This is a genomic window from Actinomyces qiguomingii (assembly GCF_004102025.1).
GTDB lineage: Bacteria > Actinomycetota > Actinomycetes > Actinomycetales > Actinomycetaceae > Actinomyces > Actinomyces qiguomingii.
In genome coordinates, this window is sequence record NZ_CP025228.1 from 2,029,755 (window position 1) to 2,049,297 (window position 19,543).

The 19,543-nt window shown below is 66.8% G+C and carries 15 protein-coding genes; 8 read left to right on the top strand and 7 right to left on the bottom strand.

The features are described 5' to 3' along the window. Positions 1-35: 35 nt before the first annotated feature. The 3 genes from CWT10_RS08320 to CWT10_RS08330 all read right to left on the bottom strand — a co-directional run bounded on the left by CWT10_RS08320 (position 36) and on the right by CWT10_RS08330 (position 3,633). Positions 36-938, bottom strand: a complete 903-nt coding sequence (locus CWT10_RS08320; protein ID WP_103062798.1) for a polymorphic toxin type 15 domain-containing protein — start codon at positions 936-938, stop codon at positions 36-38. A gap of 2 nt (positions 939-940) precedes the next feature. Then, the gene (locus CWT10_RS08325) at positions 941-1,801 is read right to left on the bottom strand and encodes a GAD-like domain-containing protein (protein ID WP_103062797.1); all 861 of its coding nucleotides are present in this window, start codon (positions 1,799-1,801) and stop codon (positions 941-943) included. Between the two features lie 320 nt (positions 1,802-2,121). Next, positions 2,122-3,633, bottom strand: coding sequence for a serine/threonine-protein kinase (locus tag CWT10_RS08330; protein WP_103062796.1), 1,512 nt, complete (start codon positions 3,631-3,633; stop codon positions 2,122-2,124). A gap of 375 nt (positions 3,634-4,008) precedes the next feature. Between CWT10_RS08330 and lipB the strand changes: the two genes are divergently transcribed. The 7 genes from lipB (at position 4,009) to CWT10_RS08365 (ending at position 11,031) form a co-directional block, all read left to right on the top strand. Continuing rightward, entirely contained in the window at positions 4,009-4,695 is a 687-nt protein-coding gene (gene lipB / locus CWT10_RS08335; protein ID WP_103062838.1) for a lipoyl(octanoyl) transferase LipB, read from the top strand. A 99-nt stretch (positions 4,696-4,794) separates the two neighbouring features. Continuing rightward, positions 4,795-5,826 (top strand): lipoyl synthase, encoded by a 1,032-nt coding sequence (gene lipA, locus CWT10_RS08340; RefSeq protein ID WP_103062795.1) that lies wholly within the window; start codon positions 4,795-4,797, stop codon positions 5,824-5,826. A gap of 30 nt (positions 5,827-5,856) precedes the next feature. Beyond that, positions 5,857-6,579 carry a DUF4191 domain-containing protein gene (locus CWT10_RS08345; RefSeq protein ID WP_103062794.1) on the top strand — a complete coding sequence of 241 codons (723 nt, stop codon included), beginning with the start codon at positions 5,857-5,859 and terminating at the stop codon, positions 6,577-6,579. 189 nt (positions 6,580-6,768) lie between these two features. Continuing rightward, complete coding sequence (gene glnA / locus CWT10_RS08350; protein ID WP_103062793.1) at positions 6,769-8,193, top strand: type I glutamate--ammonia ligase; 1,425 nt, start codon at positions 6,769-6,771, stop codon at positions 8,191-8,193. Between the two features lie 98 nt (positions 8,194-8,291). Then, the gene (locus CWT10_RS08355) at positions 8,292-9,239 is read left to right on the top strand and encodes an ABC transporter substrate-binding protein (protein WP_103062792.1); all 948 of its coding nucleotides are present in this window, start codon (positions 8,292-8,294) and stop codon (positions 9,237-9,239) included. A 5-nt stretch (positions 9,240-9,244) separates the two neighbouring features. Further along, entirely contained in the window at positions 9,245-10,219 is a 975-nt protein-coding gene (locus tag CWT10_RS08360; RefSeq protein WP_103062837.1) for an amino acid ABC transporter permease, read from the top strand. After that, on the top strand, positions 10,216-11,031 hold the full coding sequence (locus CWT10_RS08365) for an amino acid ABC transporter ATP-binding protein (protein ID WP_103062791.1): 816 nt from the start codon (positions 10,216-10,218) through the stop codon (positions 11,029-11,031). The genes CWT10_RS08360 and CWT10_RS08365 overlap by 4 nt, the downstream gene beginning before the upstream one ends. Positions 11,032-11,091: 60 nt before the next feature. Here CWT10_RS08365 and CWT10_RS08370 read toward each other — a convergent pair whose 3' ends face one another. From CWT10_RS08370 to glnA (CWT10_RS08380), 3 genes are read right to left on the bottom strand one after another with little or no spacing between them, the layout of a single operon-like run. Continuing rightward, positions 11,092-11,742 (bottom strand): histidine phosphatase family protein, encoded by a 651-nt coding sequence (locus CWT10_RS08370; RefSeq protein WP_103062790.1) that lies wholly within the window; start codon positions 11,740-11,742, stop codon positions 11,092-11,094. A 39-nt stretch (positions 11,743-11,781) separates the two neighbouring features. Next, complete coding sequence (locus CWT10_RS08375; RefSeq protein ID WP_103062789.1) at positions 11,782-15,363, bottom strand: bifunctional [glutamine synthetase] adenylyltransferase/[glutamine synthetase]-adenylyl-L-tyrosine phosphorylase; 3,582 nt, start codon at positions 15,361-15,363, stop codon at positions 11,782-11,784. 6 nt (positions 15,364-15,369) lie between these two features. Further along, complete coding sequence (gene glnA / locus CWT10_RS08380; RefSeq protein WP_103062788.1) at positions 15,370-16,701, bottom strand: type I glutamate--ammonia ligase; 1,332 nt, start codon at positions 16,699-16,701, stop codon at positions 15,370-15,372. A 1,009-nt stretch (positions 16,702-17,710) separates the two neighbouring features. Here glnA (CWT10_RS08380) and panB point away from each other — a divergent pair. Further along, entirely contained in the window at positions 17,711-18,628 is a 918-nt protein-coding gene (panB, locus tag CWT10_RS08385; protein WP_103062786.1) for a 3-methyl-2-oxobutanoate hydroxymethyltransferase, read from the top strand. A 104-nt stretch (positions 18,629-18,732) separates the two neighbouring features. On the opposite strand, the gene CWT10_RS08390 is transcribed toward panB, so the two are convergent. After that, a complete protein-coding gene (locus tag CWT10_RS08390) occupies positions 18,733-19,497 on the bottom strand; it encodes a histidine phosphatase family protein (RefSeq protein ID WP_103062785.1) in 765 nt (254 codons plus the stop codon). Between the last annotated feature and the right edge of the window lie 46 nt (positions 19,498-19,543).

The window sequence follows — 19,543 nt, forward strand, 5'->3', positions numbered from 1 at the left end:
GACCTCCTATTGCTGTCACCGACCGCTGGTTCCGTTTATCTTTCTGGGGTGTTGTCGCGGGTTGTGTACGGACCGGGTCGGTTTCGGTGTGGGGGTGTGTAGGTGGGGGTGTGTATGCCCAGGGTTTGGCGGATGCGGGCGGCGGTGGTGGGGTTTCGGTCGGCCTGCGGGGGTGGGCGGGCTGCCAGCACTGCTTTGCTGAGTGTCTTTGTGGGCGTCTGCTCATCGTGCTGCGTGCTCGGTTGAGCGAGTTGCAGTGGTGGGGGAGGCTGGCGGGCGCGCAACCGCTCAACGTTACGACGCCGGTTGGTCAGCACCACCTGGAAGCTCAGCGGCAGGTGGCCATTCCCGGCGGCGACCTGCCGCTCGGCGGCAGCATCGATCACTGCGGCATTACTGAGGTTCTGCGCCCCCAGCGAGGAGTTAACGCCCCTGTCCCCAGGGATCGGTATACCGCCCGCGTCCCGGGAGGGACTCAGGTCACCGCCCAGGACCTGGTCGGGGTTGTGCAGGATCGCCACCTGCCGCATAGCCTCACGCGCCCAAGCGCGGGACGCGGCACTAGACATGTCAAGACGGTCCCTACCGTACTCAGCAAGTCTGTTTCTGAGTTGTTCGCGTGCGCGTCGTGTGGCTTCGTTGCCTTGTCTGCCTTGTTGTCTAAACAGGTCGCGGGCGGCCAGGTAGTACTTGGCGGGCATTTGTGCCAGGACCTGGTATTGGCCGTCGAGTTGGAACTCGAACTCCGCTCCCTTGGCCTGTAGCCGGCGTTTGCGGCCGTTGTGGTAGACGGTGCGCACCATGGTTCGGTCGTCGCGGGCTGGGGCGGGCGGGTACTGCTTGGCCACCGCGGAGTGGTCCTCGGCGCCCAGGGCGTGCCGGAAGCCATGCTCATCGGGCAGTGGCATGGGCGCATACAGCGTGGTGTCCGGTCCCACTATCACGGCTCCGGGTGCTGCTGGTTCGGCAGGACGCTGGGGTCGGCGCCGATGATGGCGGCGACCTGGACCCAGTTGGCGCCCACCGGATCACTGACGGTGATCTCACCCTGTTGCGCCTGCAGGGTCAGGTAGGTGTGGGCGTCGGTGATGCGCAGGTTGTCCACACCGATCGGCCCACCCAGGACCGGAGGAAGCACAAACCCATACACCTGCCCGGCATCCACCGGCCCCAAACGCTCCAACGCCTGCGGCGGCAACGCCCGCTCAGACACATCCTCAGGACCCTCAACACTACGATCCGCAGCACCAGAGAAAGCCGTTCGTCCTTGTCGCTGGCGTACTTCCGGGTCGTTTGCGGACTGTATGGCGAGTTGGTCGATGATCACCTCACCATAGGTGGGGTCGATCTCGACGCTGTGACCGGTATTCTCCCCCCATAGGAATAGGTTGCCCATGGCGGAGCGGGCCAGGCAGTAGAAGGCGTCGGTGAAGGGCAGACGGTCCCTTACGGGGTCCAGCCACTCGCGAACCACCGGCGCCCACGCGATGGGGTCGGTGATCCAGAACAGACCATCACCGAAGCCCTCAAACCCAAACCTCCGCCAAACATGCAGAACCGAACGCGGCAGGATGTCCGCGAACCGCTCGAAATACTCCTCCGGCACCGGCACCCCCACACCCATCGGCGCCAGACCGGCCCCCGTGTCCGGATCAATCAGATCCCGGTCGATCACCTCATCAGTAAACGCATCCTGCTCCACCGGATCGGTCGGCTCGGGCACCGGCGTGAAATCCCACAGGCCCGCGGGATCGGTCTCATCCTCCCCGTGCCCGGCGCGCCAAGCGTCGTCGTCCATCATGAGCCTCCTCCCTGCGCCAAGCAACCATCAAACCGTGACTCAAACGAGATTACCACAACGCTCCTCAGGTCAGTGGTCACCCTCGAGTTGCAGACGCGAGCGATCGGCTCCCGCGACGGTTGTCGAATCGGTCGCACACATCACACTTCCCGCCGGATACCACGTCTCCGAGGAGGCTCCGATCCGGGCCGTACCGATGCACTGTTCACAACCCCCTCAATCGATCACGGCTGAGGCGATTCATCCCGTCTCTCCCAAGAGTCCCGCAACAGCAATCCTTTTCAGCCCCGCCCGCGCCAGTCCCGAAGCAATCGGATCGTCTAGGCCTCCCGCACCTCTGCCACGCGCCATGGCCCAGGCACCAGCACCAGCACCACTTCACGCGCGCTCAGCGCCGGCACGGTGCGCACGGTCCCATCGGCCCTGGTGCGGGTGGACGGCGGCTGGGACTGCCGTATCTTTACGGCCCTGGCGCCCGCCCAGGCCTCACAGTCCTCCGGCACGCCGACCTCGACGACGCCCAGTACTGAGGTGTCCAGGCCGTCCACGCTCTCGCCCGCAGCAGTCAGTGCGGCTAACACCTCCGTATCCGCTTGTGCGGCCGGTGACCCTGGCACGGTGGTCTCCGCCAGGGCCTCAGCATCGCCTGCGTTCAACGCCGCATCACGTCGCCCCGTCAGATTCACCACCACATCCACGAGGGACTCACGCGCACCATCGGACACCTGCGCTCCGACCTCCGTGGCCGCACCGGAGCCAGCAGTGGCGCTTGGCGTGACCACTCCTGGGGTGAACATCCCTGTGCTGACCAGTCCAGTCACGGCGCCGGTGAGGGCGACCAGGGCAACGGCGCTTATGGCGAGCCGGGTCGCCCGGCCGCGGCCTCGCCGGCGTGGTCGGGAACGCCGATCGCGCTCGCGTGCCGCGCCGCCTACTGCCGCATCCTCGGATCGGCGGCGCAGTCCTCGACGGCTGGGAACCACCCGGGTGGGGCGGGCCGCCGCCGCGCGCAGCGCCCCGGCTGCCAGGCGGGCACCGTCGGGCAGAAGGATCCGACCGGGGCTGGCCAGTTCGTGAGCGCGTGCGGCCAGGGCCCGGGCGCTGGGTCGACGGCCCGGGTCGGCGTCGAGGGCATCGGGCAGTATCCGCTCCAGCCGTGCGCGCAGCAGCGCCGAGCCGGATGCACACTCACGCAGCAGCGCCGCCAGCGCGTACACGTCGGAGGCGGGCGTGGCCGGGCCGCCACCTCGGCGCTCGGGAGCGGCGCAGCTCTCCGTCCCGGATTCCAGGATGCCGCCGAACAAGTCTATCAGCACCAGGGCCCCCTCGGTGGTGACCATGATATTGGCCGGGGAGACGTCCCCGTGAGCCATGCCGTGCTCGTGCAGGTGCGCCAGGGCGCTGCCGACGTCGTCCAAGACCCGGGCGGCCTCGGCGCGAGTCAGGCCACCGCGCGCGCCCAGCACCACCGCCAGATCCGCGCCGATGATCAAATCGATGATGACCGCGGCGCGGCCGCCAGGCAGAAAGACGACGTCGCGCACTGGTGCCAGGCCGGGATGGGCCAGGGCACGTAGCTCGTCCAGGCGCCGCAGCGTTCGGGCGCCCGAGGCGTCTTCGGGCAGATCGAGCAGGTGGATGACGACGTCACGTCCGGCCGCATCCACCCCGCGCCGCGGCGCCGGGTGCTGCGATGCACCCGCTCCCAGGGGCGAGCCCACCGCCAGCCCCGCGGCGATCAGCGCGTCCCACAGCTCGGGCGCGAGGGCGTCCGGATCCTCAGCCGGGTCCTCCCGCCGGGAATGGCGGGACCGGCGCAGTCTGATGCTCATGACAACAATGGTCGCCGCTGTGCCGCAGAGCCGCCAGAGGCAATGCCCTACCTGTGGATAACCGGCTCTTCCGGCTTGTGGGCGTGGTGGTTTAGGTCAAGCGAGTGCGGTTGCCTAGGGTGCCGGTGTGCCGGCGGTCAACGGTGGAGGTGGTGTAGTGAGCGCCGGCACGCGCCTTTGGTTTGGTCAGAATCATGCGGCTGGGGCGCGCGGCATCGGGTGCGGGAACACCGTTCGTCCCGAATCCGGAGACTTCCCCAGCCCCCAGCTCCACCGACCGAACCCGTTGGTTATATCAGCCGAAGCCGACGCCAACGCCTCGAGCCGGAGAAGCCGGATACCCCCGTACTCCTCTAGGCTGGCGGGATGCGGCGCATGGAGCGTATCGACGTCGATCTGGGAACCCGGCTCGTGCCCTTCTTAAAGGGCTGGGAGCTTCAGCGCACCGTGCATGCCGAGGTAGCCTCCGGACGCCGGCCGGCGACGGTACTGCTGCTGGAGCATGAGAGCGTCTACACGGTGGGGCGTCGCACCCACTCATGGGAACGGCCACCAGGCCCGCAGGTGGGTCCCGCGCATGTGCCCGTGGTGGATGTCGACCGGGGCGGGAAGGTCACCTGGCACGGTCCGGGGCAGTTGACCGTCTACCCGATCATTCGCCTGGCCGCGCCGATAGATGTGATCGCCTATGTGCGCGCATTGGAGACCGCGGTTATGGAGGTGTGCACCGAGTTCGGCGTGAACACCATGCGTGTAGACGGACGCTCGGGGGTTTGGGTCCCGCCCGCCCCCGGGCGCGATGGGCGCGACGCGGTGGAGCGCAAGGTCTGCGCCCTGGGGGTTCGGGTGGCTCGGGGCACAACCATGCACGGCATCGGCCTGAACGTGGACCCGGATCTGGCCGCTTTCGACCTGGACCGTATCATCCCCTGCGGAATCACCGATGCCGGGGTCACCTCTCTAGCCGCCGAGACCGGGATCCACTATGAGGCGTCCCAGCTGGCGGATCCTGTCATGGCCGCACTGCGTCGGCAGTTGATCCCACTTATGGCCGACGACTGATGGAACACACCAAGCCCACCCCGTAGGCCCTCAGTCCCATTTCTCGTCGTCGTGGGCATAGACTGGCCGTCCGAAGTCCTACGTCCCGGAGGAGTGCCAGTGCCTGACGTCGTCGCCCCCGAAGGCCGCCGCCTGTTACGGGTGGAGGCCCGCAACGCCGAGACACCGATAGAGCACAAGCCGAAGTGGCTGCGCACCCGCGCGGTGGTGACCGACACCTATCAGGACGTGCGCAGCCTGGTGCGCGCCCACGGCCTGCATACCGTGTGCGCCGAGGCCAACTGCCCGAATGTCTACGAATGTTGGAATGATCGGGAGGCCTCCTTCTTAGTGGCCGGCAGCCTGTGCACTCGGCGCTGCGACTTCTGCAACATCGCCACCGGCCGTCCCACCGAGTACGACCCCGACGAGCCCGCCCGGGTCGCCGCCTCCGTAGCCGAGATGCGGCTGCGCTACGCCACGGTCACAGGCGTTTGCCGCGATGACCTGCCCGACGGCGGTGCCTGGCTCTACGCGGAGACGGCCCGGCTAGTGCATGCGCGAGTGCCCGGCTGTGGCATCGAGCTGCTTGTGCCCGACTTCCGGGGAAACCGGGAGGCGCTGCAAGAGGTCTTCGCCTCCCAACCAGAGGTGTTCGCCCACAATCTGGAGACCGTCCCACGCATCTTCAAGCGGATCCGTCCCGCATTCTCATACGAGGGCAGTCTGGAGGTGCTCTCCCAGGCGTCAAAGGCGGGACTGCTGACCAAGTCCAACCTGATTCTGGGCATGGGCGAGACCCGCATTGAGATCGAGCAGGCGATCGGAGACCTGGTGTCAGCCGGCGTCAATATCCTCACGATCACTCAGTACATGCGTCCTTCCAAGCTGCACCATCCAATCGACCGGTGGGTCAAGCCCCAGGAGTTCGTCGAACTGGCGGAGCTGGCCGAGCAGATGGGGATCAATGCGGCGATGAGCGGACCGATGGTGCGTTCCTCCTACCGCTCCGGCATGCTGTGGGCGCGGGCGATGCGCGCCACCGGCAGGCCCATTCCCGACAGTATGCAGGATCTGGCCGAGCCCGGGACCGCGCGGCAGGAGGCCGCCGCCCTGCTGGCCGACGGTCTTGCCGGCCGCGCCGCCTCCTGACAGGCGCCGTCGTCGGCTAAGGTGTGGGCTGTGAGCACAGCCCAGAGCGCCCAGCCGAAGAAGAAGCGGCGCCTCGCCCAGGTAGCCCAGAACATCAAGGACTCATACACGATCTCACGGCGCAGTTACCGGTGGATCGGCTGGGCACTGCTCGGCATCGTCGTAGTCCTGCTGGCCCTGGCAGGCGCGCTGGCGTCCCTGACCGAACAGGCACTGTGGTACTGGCTGCTGATGGCGGTCGTCTTCGCGCTAATGCTGGACATGCTGGTACTGTCCCTGACCACCCGGCGCGCCTCCTATATGCAGATCGAGGGCCACCCCGGGGCCGTCAAGGCAGTGCTCGACCAGGCCGGTCGCGGCTGGTATGTGGAGTCCGAACCCGTCGCCCTAAACCCGAAGACTCAGGACTTCGTGTGGCGGATGGTGGGGCGTCCCGGCGTGGTCCTGGTGGCCGAGGGCCCGCCCGCCCGTACGCAGCGCATGGTCGAGGAGGAGAAGAGGGTGCTGCGTCGAATCCTGTCCACGGTGCCGGTTCACGTGATCAGTGTGGGCACCGAAGAAGGCCAGACACGGCTGATTCACCTGGAGCGCACCATGAGGCGCCTGCCGACCAAGCCCACCAAGTTGACCAACACCGAAATCGATCGGGTTGCCAAACGCCTGTCCTCTCTGTCCTCCAAGGGATTGCCGATCCCCAAGTACATAGACCCCAATAACATCCGTCCCGACCGCCGCGCCATGCGCGGTCGCTGAGCCGCGACGGCGTCGACCGGTGGGGCGAGTCCTCCCGGACCTCATCTAGCCCACGCACAATCCCCGCATACGAAACACGGCAGACACACTTGCGGCACTTCGCCGACACCACGTCGCACTAGCCTGCGCGCGCCGAGAGCCCCGGAACGATTGGGCAGGAACAACACGCACCCGGTATGGAGGGACTTCATGTTCAGTGACGCTTCAGAAGCGCTGGCCTACATCGAGCGCGAGGGGGTGCAGCTGGTGGACGTACGCTTCTGCGACCTGCCCGGCGTCATGCAGCACTTCACCATCCCGGTGGCGGCCTTCAAGGATGAAGCACTCACCGACGGTCTGATGTTCGACGGTTCCTCCATCCGCGGATTCACCGCCATCCATGAGTCGGACATGAAGCTCATTCCTGATGTGAGCACCGCCTTCTTGGACCCCTTCCGCGAGCAGCGCACACTGGTTATCAACTTCTCGATCGTGGACCCGTTCACCGATGTGGTCTACTCCCGTGATCCCCGCTCGATCGCCGCCAAGGCGGAGGACTACCTGCGCGCCACCGGCATCGCCGACACCTGCTACATAGGGGCCGAGGCGGAGTTCTATCTCTTCGACTCCATCCAGTATGAAACCACGCCCGCCTCCACCCGCTACCTGATCGACTCCGCCGAGGCGGCCTGGAACACCGGGCGCGATGAACCCGGCGGCAACAAGGGGTACAAGACCGCCTTCAAGGGCGGCTACTTCCCCGTCTCCCCCAACGACCAGATGGCCGACCTGCGCGACCGGATCGTGCGCACCTGCATCAACTCCGGCCTCGAGATCGAACGTGCCCACCACGAGGTGGGCACCGCCGGGCAGCAGGAGATCAACTATCGCTTCGCCTCGCTGCTGGCCGCCGGTGACGACATGATGAAGTTCAAGTACATCGTGAAGAATGAGGCCTGGCGCAACGGCAAGACCGCCACCTTCATGCCCAAGCCGATCTTCGGCGACAACGGCTCGGGCATGCACACTCACCACTCCCTGTGGAAGGACGGCAAGCCCCTCTTCTTCGATGAGCGCGGCTACGGGCAGCTCTCCGACCTGGCCCGCTGGTATATCGGCGGGATCCTGCGCCACGCACCCAGCCTGCTGGCCTTCACTAACCCGTCGGTCAACTCCTTCCACCGACTGGTGCCTGGATTCGAGGCACCGGTGAACCTGGTGTATTCGGCACGTAACCGCTCCGCCTGTATCCGCATCCCGGTTACCGGCTCCTCCCCCAAGGCCAAGCGCATCGAGTACCGCGTGCCCGACCCGTCGGCCAACCCCTACCTGGCCTTCGCCGCCACGCTCATGGCCGGCATTGACGGCATCCGCAATCGGATAGAGCCGCGCGAGCCCGTTGACAAGGACCTGTACGAGCTGGCACCCGAGGACTACCACGACATCGACAAGCTGCCGGGCACGCTGGACGAGGCGCTTGAGGCCCTGGAGGCCGACCACGACTACTTAAGTGAGGGCGACGTATTCACCCCAGACCTGATCGAGACCTGGGTGGACTACAAGCGCACCAACGAGATCGCCCCCATGCGCCAGCGGCCCCATCCGTACGAGTTCGAGCTCTACTACGACCTGTAAGCGGCGTCTCAGTGATCCTCCGAACAGCTATTTGCATATATATACCCTCATCTGGATATCCTAACGGTGGTTGTAGTCCTCGACCGTAAGGAGCCACGATGAGATCGGCCCGCACGTTGAGCGCGCATGTCGCTACTGGGCTGTGTCTAGCGGCGTCGTTGATGGTCCCGTTGTCCGCCTGTACCAACGCCGCCGACTGGAGGACCGCCCGGGAGGGCGAGGACGCCGTCTTCACCGGGTATGACACCTCCGGCATTCAGGCGCAGCAGGACATCATCGACATGCTTCCCGACGGCGCTCTGGCCGACGGCGTGCTGGATGTGGCCGCCTCCACCGACTACGCGCCCGCTGAGTTCCTGGACACCGATGGCACCGCCATCGGCTACGACGTCGACCTGACCAAGGCGATAGCCGCGGTCCTGGGAGTGGACACAATCACGCACACCGCTGAGTTCGACTCCATCATCGCCGCCGTCGGCTCCAAGTACGACGCCGGCATCTCTTCGTTCACGATAACCGCCGAGCGCGAGTCGCAGGTGGACATGATCGCATACATCAACGTGGGCTCGCGCTTCAACGTGGTGGCCGGCAACCCGGAGGGCGTGGACCCCTCAGACCATATGAATCTGTGCGGCCTGACCATCGGGGTGCAGACCGGCACCGCCCAGGAGGAGGCAATGAATGCCGATTCCGCGGCCTGCACCGCGGCCGGCCTGCCGGCCATCTCCGTGCGCTCCTACTCCACCCAGTCCGAGGCGACCACCGGGTTGATCGGGCATGTGATCGACGCGGTCTATTCCGACTCCACGGTGGCCGGATACGCCGTCGAACTGACCGATGGGGCCTTGGAGACCGTCGGTGAGGTCGAGGACGCCCTCCCCCAGGGAATCGTCCTTACCAAGGCCGATCCGGACTTCAACGCCGCCCTCCAGGCGGCCGTGCAGTACCTCATGGATGAGGGACTCTGGGAAGAGATCCTGGAGGCGTGGGGCATTAGGGATGCCGCACTCGCCACGGCCGAACTCAACCCGAACGTGGAGCAGTGATGAACATGAAAGCAGCCCCTCATTCCCCCGCTCCTGTGGCCGAGCAGTCGGTGCAGCTCAATCGCCTGAAGCCGGTACCCCGCCCCGGCACCTGGATCAGTGCCACAATCGTGGCTGTCCTGGGCGCGATGCTGATCCATGCGCTGCTGACCAATGAGAAGTTCCACTGGAGCACGGTGTGGTTCTTCTTCCGGGAGGTGCATGTGGTGCGGGCCGTAGGTTGGACGCTTCTGCTGACCTTCATGGCCATGTTCATCGGCATCATCCTGGCGGTGACGACGGCGGTTATGCGCCAGTCCTCCAATCCGGTGCTGCGCGCAGTGGCCCTGGCCTACCTGTGGTTCTTCCGGGGCACGCCGATCTACACTCAGCTGGTGTTCTGGGGGGCACTGTCGGCCCTGTACCAGTACCTGAGCCTGGGCGTGCCATTCGGTCCGGAATTGATCACCTTCCGCACCACCACAGTCTTCACCCCCTTCGTCGCCGCCGTACTGGGGCTGGGCATCAACGAGGGCGCCTACCTGTCGGAGATCGTCCGCTCCGGCCTGGCCAGCGTGGACCCCGGACAGACCGAGGCGGCGGGCGCCCTGGGTATGAACAAGGGACAGATACTGCGACGCATCGTGCTGCCGCAAGCCATGCGGGTGATCGTGCCGCCCACCGGCAACGAGACGATCTCCATGCTAAAAACTACTTCCCTGGTGCTGGCGGTTCCCTTCACCCTGGACCTGACCTTCGTCACCAACTCCTACGCCTCCTACACCTACCAGCCGATTCCCCTGCTGATCGTGGCGGCCCTGTGGTACATCATCATCACCTCGATCCTGATGGTGGGGCAGCACTACATCGAGCGCTATTTTGGGCGCGGCTTCGACGGCTCCAGCAGATCCAATGGCAGGCGGGGCATGTCCGCGCGCCAGCAGGCCATCCTCGACTCCCACACCACCAAGGACAACCCCTTCCTGGAGGTCACTCCGTGAGCACATCGAGCACAGACCCATACCCCAACCAGTCGGTAACGCCTAAGGTGCGAATCGCCGGACTGCACAAATTCTTCGGCGAGTTGCATGTCCTTAAGGGCATCGACCTGACAGTCGAGCCCGGTTCGGTGACGGTGCTGGTGGGACCGTCCGGGTCCGGCAAGTCCACGCTGCTGCGCTGCATCAATGAGCTGGAAACCATTGACGCCGGGCGTGTGTGGGTGGACGGGGAGCTGATCGGCATGCGGGAGGTCCGGCGCCCGGACGGGACTGTGCAGCTGCATGCCCTGACGGACAAGCAGCGCGCCGCGCAGCGATCCAAGATCGGCATGGTCTTCCAGCGCTTCAACCTGTTCCCCCATATGACCGCCCTGGGCAATGTCATTGAGGCTCCGATCCATGTGCGGCACATGCCCAGGGAGCAGGCCCGCGCACGCGGCATTCAGCTACTGGATCGGGTGGGGCTGGGCGACCGGTTGGACCACTACCCCTCGCAGCTGTCGGGTGGGCAGCAGCAGCGGGTGGCGATCGCCCGGGCGCTGGCGATGGATCCGGAGCTGATGCTCTTCGATGAGCCCACCTCCGCCCTGGACCCGGAACTCGTCGGGGAGGTGCTGCAGGTGATGAAAGATCTGGCCGCGGACGGCATGACCATGGTAGTGGTCACCCACGAGATGGGCTTCGCCCGGGAGGTCGGGGATCAGCTGATCTTCATGGACGGTGGGTCGGTGTGCGAGTCTGGCAACCCGGTCGAGGTATTGGACCATCCCACTCAGGAGCGCACCCAGGCCTTCCTCGCGTCCGTATTGTGAACGGCGCCGCCCAGCACTTGACGTCCAATGCCCTCAGCTCTCCGGGGCACCCTTCCGGGCTCAACCGACGGCGTCGGCCCGCCAGGTGCCCTCGTCCCAGTCGACCAGCCGCCAGCCTAACTGCGGGTCGCCCTCCACCACGCTTACGGCGGTGTTGCGCATGGGATGCTCGGCGATCCAGGCGGGATCCACTCCCCCGGCGGCGGCCGCCGCCAGCGCCACCCAAAGGCGCAGGATGGTGCCGTGAGCCACCAACAGGGCGGTTCCGCCTGTGCGGGTGGAGTTATAGATCTCCTCAATAACGCCGTTGAAGCGGGCAAAAGTATCCGCGCCGTCCTCGGGGCTGCCGGGTATGCGCGCCGCTGTGCGCCCAACCATCCAGGACCGGGTTGTGTCGGTGTAGCAGGCCACCGAGCGCACGTCGGTGTTCATCTCCATATCCCCGGCCAGCACCTCTCGCAGGCCGGGACGGATGCGGGCCGCCAGGCCCGTGGCCCGCTCAATCGGCGCGATAGTCTCCCGGGCCCGCTGAATCGGGGAAACCCACAGGGACGAAATGGCGTCCAGGTCGCCGCTCGACTCCAGACGCGCAGGCAGCAGGGAGGCCTGCTCCACTCCGACGGCATCCAGACAGTTTCCGGGGAATGCGGTGTCCAACGCGCCGGCGACATTCGCGATTGTGCGGCCGTGACGGACAAGAAGAAGCTTCACGGCGCCTATCCTGCCAGGGTCTCGCCGCCGACGTCGCCGTCAGGACCACGGGTAGGGACCGTTACTGCGTCGGCGTACGGAGGTGCGGGGACCACGACCGCTCCGGCCTGCGGCCAACTTCGTGGCGTCACCACCCCTGTCCGAGCCCGCATGTGCCCGTTGAGAGTGCGCGGGTGCGGACCGCAATCGGTCCGCCTGCGACGGAGCCGTGGGCCCGGCGTCCCCGAACACCACGCGTTCAACTACGCGCCGGGCATGTCTGGCGGTGCGCCGGTAGACATCCTCAAGGTCGCGCTCGCTACCCGCCGGGATACCCAGCAGACGCGCTACCAGGCGGATCTCGCGCTGGTCTGTGGGCAGCACCTGCACCCGTTCCCCGCCCTCCCGACCGGTGCCGAGCACAGCGGCGGCACGCACCCGGGAGGACAGCACCCAGGCGGCGGTGAGCTTGCTGGCGTCGTCCACCCCGATCAGGCCCGCCTGCGTGGCCGCGGACAACGCCTCCAGGGTCGAGGTGGTGCGCAAGCCCGGCACGTGGTCCGCCTGTGTCAGTTGCAGCACCTGGGCAGACCACTCCACGTCCGACAGCCCGCCCGGACCGAGCTTGACATGCCGGCTCGGGTCGGCGCCTCGTGGCAGCCGCTCGGCCTCCATACGGGCTTTCAGCCGCCGGATCTCCCGCAGCCCCGCCTCGTCGAGTCCCTCCGAGCTCCAGCGTAGCGGGTTAATGAGCTCCTCAAAGCGCGCGCCGAGTCGCTGATCGCCTGCGCAGGCGCGGGCGCGCAGCAGGGCCTGACGCTCCCACACCGATCCCCAACGCTGGTAGTACTCGGCGTAGGAGGACAGGGAGCGGGATACCGGCCCCTGGCGTCCCTCCGGCCGCAGCCCAGTGTCCACCACCAGGGGATGTGGGCGGGCCTGAGCCAAAAGCCGGGCCACCCACTTGGCGACTGCCTCCGCCTCGGCGGCCGCCGCTTCGATGTCGGCTTCGGGGCGCGGCTCATGCACGAACAGCACGTCCGCATCTGAGGTGTAGGTGATCTCCCGCCCACCCAGGCGCCCCATGGCAATGATCGCGTGGGAGGCGTTAGCCGCGGGCCAGGTCCCATCCGGATCAGGTCCGGCGGCGACCGCGTCCTGCCCGTCGCGCTCGGCGATTACCAGTCCGGTGGCCACCGTCAGGGCCGCCCCCAGGACGGCATCGGTCGCGTCGCCGATGATCCGGGCGGCGCGGCCGGGATCGACGCCGTCCAGAGAGTCCGCCAGCGCGGCCCGGATGAGTTCACGTGTGCGCACCCCCATCACGGCGCGAATGGCCTCGCCGGCCTGCTGCTCCAGGCCGACGGCATCTGCGGCGGTGAAGGCACGGCGGCGCAGTACCCGGCTTGTCTCGGCACAAATGCTGCCGGGCGGACGGGGGGTAAGTTCGGCGTCGTCATCGAGCCAGGCGATCGACTCAGGGCGCTCGGCCAGCCGGTCGGTTGTCCACCGGGCGCCCGCCAGCACCTGGCACAGGCGGCGGGCGGCCACCGGTGAGTCCCGCAGCATGGCTAGATACCAGTGGGACCCGCCGATGGACTCCGACAGTCGGCGGAAGGACAGCAGACCGGCGTCGGGGTCGGGTCCCTGCCCTATCCAGCCGATGATCACGGGCAGCAGCTGCCGCTGAATGGCGGCGCGGCGGCTGACCCCCTCGGTGAGAGCCTGGATGTGATGCAAGGCGCCATCGGGATCCAGGTAGCCGAAGGCCGCGAGCCGTTCTCGGGCGGCATCGGGGGTGAGCGTCAGCTCTTCGGTGCTCAGGCTGGCGGCGGCGCTGAGCAGCGGCCGGTAGTAGATCTCCTCATGCAGTGCTCGCACGCGGCGGCGCACGGAGTCAAACAGCTTGCGCACGGCCGCCGGTTCGCCGAGTTTGCGCCGGTCTATCCCCCGTCCCAGGCAGCGGAGATCCGCATCCCCAGCTGGCAGCTCATGGGTGCGGCGCATGCGCAGCAGCTGGGCGCGGTGCTCCAGCAGCCGCAACATCCGGTAGCAGTCACCAAGCTCGGCGGCGTCTGACCGGCCCACGTAGCCGCCGGCCGACAACTGCATAAGCGCGTCCAGCGTGCCGCGCACGCGCAGTCCCTCGTCCGCCCGGCCATGCACGAGCTGGAGCAGCTGCACGGTGAACTCCACGTCGCGTAGGCCGCCGGGCCCAAGTTTGATACGGCGATCATCCGGGCCCGGCTGGGCGGATTCATTCTCGACCCGGCGACGCATAGCGCGTGCGTCATCAACGAAGTTCTCCCGGCGACTTGCCGACCAGACGAAGGGGGCGACTCCAGCCTCATACGCGGCCCCCAGCTCCCGGTCGCCGGCGCAGGCCCGCGCCTTTAGCAAAGCCTGAAACTCCCAGGAGGAGGCCCAACGCTCGTAATAGGTCAGGTGCGAGCCGAGGGTGCGTACAAGCACGCCGTCCCTGCCCTCGGGGCGCAGCGCCGTGTCCAGCGGCCATAGCGGAGGCTCTGCACCTGACCCGGAGGTGATATGCGCAATCTGCGCGGCGATCTGTGCTCCCACCCGCAGCACCGTCTGCTCCTGCGCCTCGTCCTCGGCCGGCGACACGACGCCTTGCCCGGACCGGGCCGGGGCCACCACGTAGACCACGTCCACATCGGAGATGTAGTTAAGTTCGCAAGCGCCGGCCTTGCCCATGGCGATTATCGCCATGGCCACATCGGCGGCAGCCGGACCGATCATGGCGCGAGCAATCATCAGGGCACTATCCAGGGCCGCATCAGCCAATTCAGTCATACGTCTACCGACGTCCGGCATGTGCACCAGCGGACTGGCACTGGTCAGATCGTCGGCGACTACGGCCAGCAGCCGGCTGCGGTAGGCGACGCGCAGCGCACTGATCGCCCGCGCGGCGGTCGCTTCTTCCACGGGCGCAGGTGCCTGGGGCAAGACCCGGGTGACCGCTCCGCGAAGCACGGCGAGGGCGCCGGGCTGTCCGGGGGCGTCCCAGGCGTGTTCGGGAGCGAGAGCGTCCAGGTGTTCGGGGTGGGTGATCAGGAAGTCGCCAAGAGCTCGGGAGGAACCGATCACGGCCAGTAAGCGGTGCAGGTGGGCCAAGCGCGGCGATTGGGGAGCGAGTGGAGAGGGAAGCGCGGGTTCCTGCAGGTCATCCCGGCCGCCGGGAGCCGATGGGGTGCGGGCGGCTGAGGCGGCGGCGTGCAGTATCCCGCGCAGTGCGCGGGCGGGAGCTCCGAGGCATTCATGGGCGCCGTCCTCATCCCCGATCACAGTGCAGGCCTCTGCCAGGCGTACGAGGGTCAGCAGCGCCAAGTCCGGATCAGCGGTGCGACCGAGCTCATCCACCAGCCGCCCACGGGCCGAATCCAGCCCGGCCGGCTCACCGGGGGCGTCTGAGTCCGTCAAACTGGCGACAGACGGTAGGAACGGTGTGAGCGCCGGATCATTCAGCAGGCCGTATGCACGATCGACCTCGGCGAAGCCAGCCCACAGCAGCCGTGTCCGGGTGCTGGGCCGGCGTTCCCCTCCGCGCTGGTCAGGACCGCGGGTTGGGCCGCTAGTAACCGCTTCCGGACGCTCATCCGCATGTTCCCGGTTAGTGGCCATAGGCGATCACAGTCTCGGGAAGAACTGGCCGATCTCGAAATCAGTGACCTGGGCGTCATAGGCCAAGTACTCGCGGCGCTTATTGCGCCTGAAGAACTCGAAGGCGTCCTCTCCCAGGGTGTCGGCCACAAGATCGGAATCGGCCATGGCGGCAACTGCGCTCTTCAGGGAGGTTGGCAACGCGCCGATACCGAGCGATTTACGTTCCAGCTCGGACAGAGCCCAGACGGTGTCCTCGGCCTCGGCGGGCAGCTCGTAACCCTCCTCAATGCCCTTCAGGCCCGCGGCGAGGATCACCGCGAAGGCCAGGTAGGGGTTGGCGGAGGAGTCGATGCCGCGGTACTCGATGCGGGCGGACTGGGCCTTGCCAGGCTTGTGCATGGGCACGCGGACCAGAGCGGAGCGGTTGTTGTGGCCCCAGCACACGTAGCTGGGGGCCTCGTCACCGCCCCAAAGACGCTTGTAGGAGTTCACGTGCTGGTTGGTCACCGCGCAGATCTCGTTTGCGTGGCGCAGCAGTCCCGCGATGAAGGCGCGTCCGGTGCCCGAGAGCTGATACTGCCCGGCAGGGTCGTGGAAGGCGTTGCGGTCGCCCTCAAACAAGGAGAAGTGGGTGTGCATACCGCTGCCGGGTTGGCCGATGAAAGGCTTGGGCATGAAGGTGGCCTGGCAGCCCTCCTGCAAGGCCACCTCCTGTACGACCGCGCGGAAGGTCATGATGTTGTCGGCCATGGACAGGGCGTCGGCGAAGCGCAGGTCGATCTCATTTTGCCCCGGGCCACCCTCGTGATGGGAGAACTCCACCGAGATGCCCATCTGTTCGAGCATGAGGATGGCATGGCGGCGGAACTCGTGTGCCGTGCCGCCGGGTACATGATCGAAGTAGCCTGCGTGGTCGGTGGGGATGATGCGACCGTCCGCATCGCGGTCAACCAGATAGAACTCGATCTCGGGGTGGACATAGCAGGTGAAACCGGCATCGGCCACACGGGCCAGTTGCCGCTCGAGCACCGCACGCGGATCGGTGCGGGCGGGCTCACCGTCGGGGGTCAGCACATCGCAGAACATGCGGGCGACGCTGTTGACCTCCTCCCGCCACGGCAGCATCTGGAAGGTGGAGGGGTCAGGGGACAGCAGCATGTCTGACTCGAACACGCGTGTGAGCCCCTCAATGGCGGAGCCGTCGAAGCCGATGCCCTCCTCGAAGGCGCCCTCGACCTCAGCCGGAGCAATCGCCACCGACTTGAGCTGACCGAGAACATCCGTGAACCACAGTCGGATGAAGCGTATGTCGCGTTCCTCGATGGCACGCAGAACGTATTCCTGCTGCTTGTCCATGATGTCTTCAATGCCTCCTTACGCGGAGCCGACCGGCACCGACCCACCGCGGGCCGGCGCCGCCGGGCTGCTCGGCCAGCCTATCGGGTGGTTGGGGCGCTCAGGTTTCGCGCGCCGGTGCGGCGTGCGCGGCTGGGCGCGACCATGCACGGGTTATCGGCGCGGATGTATGTGGTTCGGGGGCGTCGTTCGGTGTTAGTTGGTGGGTGGGGGCGCGGATGCGTGCTTTAGGCAGGCGGCCGGCAGGGCAGTGTTAATGCAGACCCCGGGCGGCACTGCACGACCCGAGGTCGTGCAACACCCATGGGGGCACGGTGAGCGTCACCGCCACCCCGCGCACCTGACCCCGCAGCCATCCCCCATCACACCCTCAAACCGGAAGAGCCCGCTGCCTCCCATCTCTGTGCATTCCTGACCGCAGGATCGGCCAGACTCTCACGCTCGCCGCACGCTTAAGGATCGGACTTGATTGGGTAATCCGCATGATTCCGCGGTTTTCACACCGGGTTCGAGACGCCGGCGAGTCTCCCATGTGCGGCAAGGCCTCCGGCGCACGCAGGAGACTCGCGCCAGCTACAGCCCGAATTCAGAATTCGGCGAAAATTCAACGAATAACCGGATCGGCCGAAATGGTCGCGACAGCGTAAGCGTGCAGACCTCAACCGTCACACCGGCAACAGCGTCGCTGACACACCGTGTCCACCATGTCTACGAGTCGTGCGGCCCGTGCCCGTCTGCAGCCTCAAACAGCGCTGCCAGTGAACACCCGATGACTCACGCCAGGCTCGGCATCCCCCAGACTCCCGGGTTCATCCTCCCGTTGTCAGTCTTAGAGAAGGACTCGCAGACGCTGACCCTCCCAGGGACCAGCTCGAACAACGACGCTCCACTGCCCATCGTGGCTATCAAAGAGTGGGCGCTGCTGACCGCCTGCGCAGGCAGGGGTCCACCTGTTGCGTCGCCTTGGGTCCCGAGGCAGTCCGCCCGCATCCGCGAGTAGGCTCCGGGCATGAGCACTTCCGCTTCCGACCAGCCATCCGCAGATGCCGCCGCGGCCGGTGCCTCCCCCGCCGAGCGCCCGACCTCCGAAGCCGCTACTCCGGCCGCAGCGGAACGGCAGATCTCACAGGTCAAGAAGGTGCGCGTGCACCACCTGCTGAGCGCGAAGCAGCAGGGCGAGAAGTTGACCATGCTCACTGCATACGACGCGGTCACCGCGCGCATCCTCGACGCAGCGGGCACCGACATGCTGCTAGTGGGCGACTCGCTGGGCAATGTGATGCTCGGCTACGACTCCACCATGCCGGTCACCCTGGATGAAATGGTGGTGGCCACCCGTTCAGTAGCCAGCGCCACCACCCGGGCCCTGGTGGTGGCGGACCTTCCCTTTGGCACCTACGAGGCCGGACCGGAGCAGGCCCTGGCCAGTGCCGTACGGCTCATGCGCGTGGGCGCCAACGCTGTCAAGCTTGAGGGCGGACGTCCCCGGGAGGCAACGGTACGGGCTCTGTCACAGGCGGGTATCCCAGTGGCCGGCCACCTCGGATTCACCCCGCAGTCGGTCAACAAACTCGGAGGATTCCGCGTGCAGGGTCGCGGAGAAGAAGCGCAGGAAGCGCTCCTGACCGATGCCCGGGCACTAGCAGACGCCGGCGCAGTAGCCGTCGTGCTGGAGATGGTGCCAGCACCGGTGGCGGCACGGATTACACGTGCCTTGGCGGTACCGACCATCGGCATCGGCGCCGGAGTCGACTGCGACGGCCAGGTACTGGTGTGGACGGATATGGCTGGCATGACCGAGTGGAAACCGCGGTTCGTGCGTCGCTTCGGGCAGATCGGCCAGGCTTTGCAACAGGCCGCCCAGGAGTACAACGCCGCGGTGCGTGACACCTCATTTCCCGGTGCCGCGGAGGCCTTCGAGGCGTGAGTCCGGCAGCGAAGCAATCCCCGGCGCCAACGGTTCGTCCCACCTGATCCGACCGCGTCCAACCGGTTCTCACCGGCTCCGGCTGGGAGGCGCCGGACATGGGTTCACGCCTCTGCCCGCGTGGCGAGGCGCCCTCCCGCCGGCAGGCCCTCCGGGTGCTCCCAGTCAATGGGCACGGGCACCACTCCCTTAAATGCGTCGCTAATATCCCGCACCGAGTAGGTGATCCCCTGATTCGCCGGGTCCTCGGCCCAAGCCAGCAACCGTGGGGCACCGTCGACTGCGGCAGGCGTGACCTCCACGGTAGTAACAGCGCAGTTGGCCATGGGCGCCATGCTGTAGATCTCCAGCCCCACCCAGCGCGCCATGATGGTCATCAGCGTCATACCGTGGGAGACCACCAACACGTTCGCCTCCCCGTGCGCGTCCTGGCCAAGCGCGCGTAGATCGGCCATCACTCTGGCGATAGCGCCGTCGACATCGGCCAGGTACTCCCGGGCAGTGATGCCTCCAGGGACGCCCGGATGGGCACCGGTCAGCACGGCCGGCAGGTGCTGCTCCGCCGGCAGGGCGGCATGCATCATCGGATCGGGCCCACCGTCGTAGATGCCGTAATTGTATTCGCGCAAGCCGGTCAGGTTCACCGGGGTAATCCCGGGATGAGCCTGCAACAGAATGCTACCGGTTTCCTGGACCCGTCCCTGTGGGCTGAAGTAGGCGTGGGAGAAGCGAACGTCTGCCAGGTAGTCCCGGCAGATCTCGGCGCCCACACGGCCCTCGGGTGTAAGCGGGGAGTCGACGGCGCCCTGGGTACGACGTTGTTCATTCAGCACGGTGCGGCCGTGCCGCACCAAGTAGATCGTCGCCATGCCGCAATCGTATGGCAATGCCAACCGCAGCGTCGCGCCCCGCGGC

Excerpts from the sequence above, each read along its gene's own strand:
- lipB (WP_103062838.1), top strand. The coding sequence starts at position 4,009 with ATGGAGCGTATCGACGTCGATCTGGGAACCCGGCTCGTGCCCTTCTTA.
- panB (WP_103062786.1), top strand. The coding sequence starts at position 17,711 with ATGAGCACTTCCGCTTCCGACCAGCCATCCGCAGATGCCGCCGCGGCC.
- CWT10_RS08355 (WP_103062792.1), top strand. The coding sequence starts at position 8,292 with ATGAGATCGGCCCGCACGTTGAGCGCGCATGTCGCTACTGGGCTGTGT.
- glnA (WP_103062793.1), top strand. The coding sequence starts at position 6,769 with ATGTTCAGTGACGCTTCAGAAGCGCTGGCCTACATCGAGCGCGAGGGG.
- glnA (WP_103062788.1), bottom strand. The coding sequence starts at position 16,701 with ATGGACAAGCAGCAGGAATACGTTCTGCGTGCCATCGAGGAACGCGAC.
- CWT10_RS08390 (WP_103062785.1), bottom strand. The coding sequence starts at position 19,497 with ATGGCGACGATCTACTTGGTGCGGCACGGCCGCACCGTGCTGAATGAA.
- CWT10_RS08325 (WP_103062797.1), bottom strand. The coding sequence starts at position 1,801 with ATGATGGACGACGACGCTTGGCGCGCCGGGCACGGGGAGGATGAGACC.
- CWT10_RS08360 (WP_103062837.1), top strand. The coding sequence starts at position 9,245 with ATGAAAGCAGCCCCTCATTCCCCCGCTCCTGTGGCCGAGCAGTCGGTG.
- CWT10_RS08375 (WP_103062789.1), bottom strand. The coding sequence starts at position 15,363 with ATGGCCACTAACCGGGAACATGCGGATGAGCGTCCGGAAGCGGTTACT.
- CWT10_RS08330 (WP_103062796.1), bottom strand. The coding sequence starts at position 3,633 with ATGAGCATCAGACTGCGCCGGTCCCGCCATTCCCGGCGGGAGGACCCG.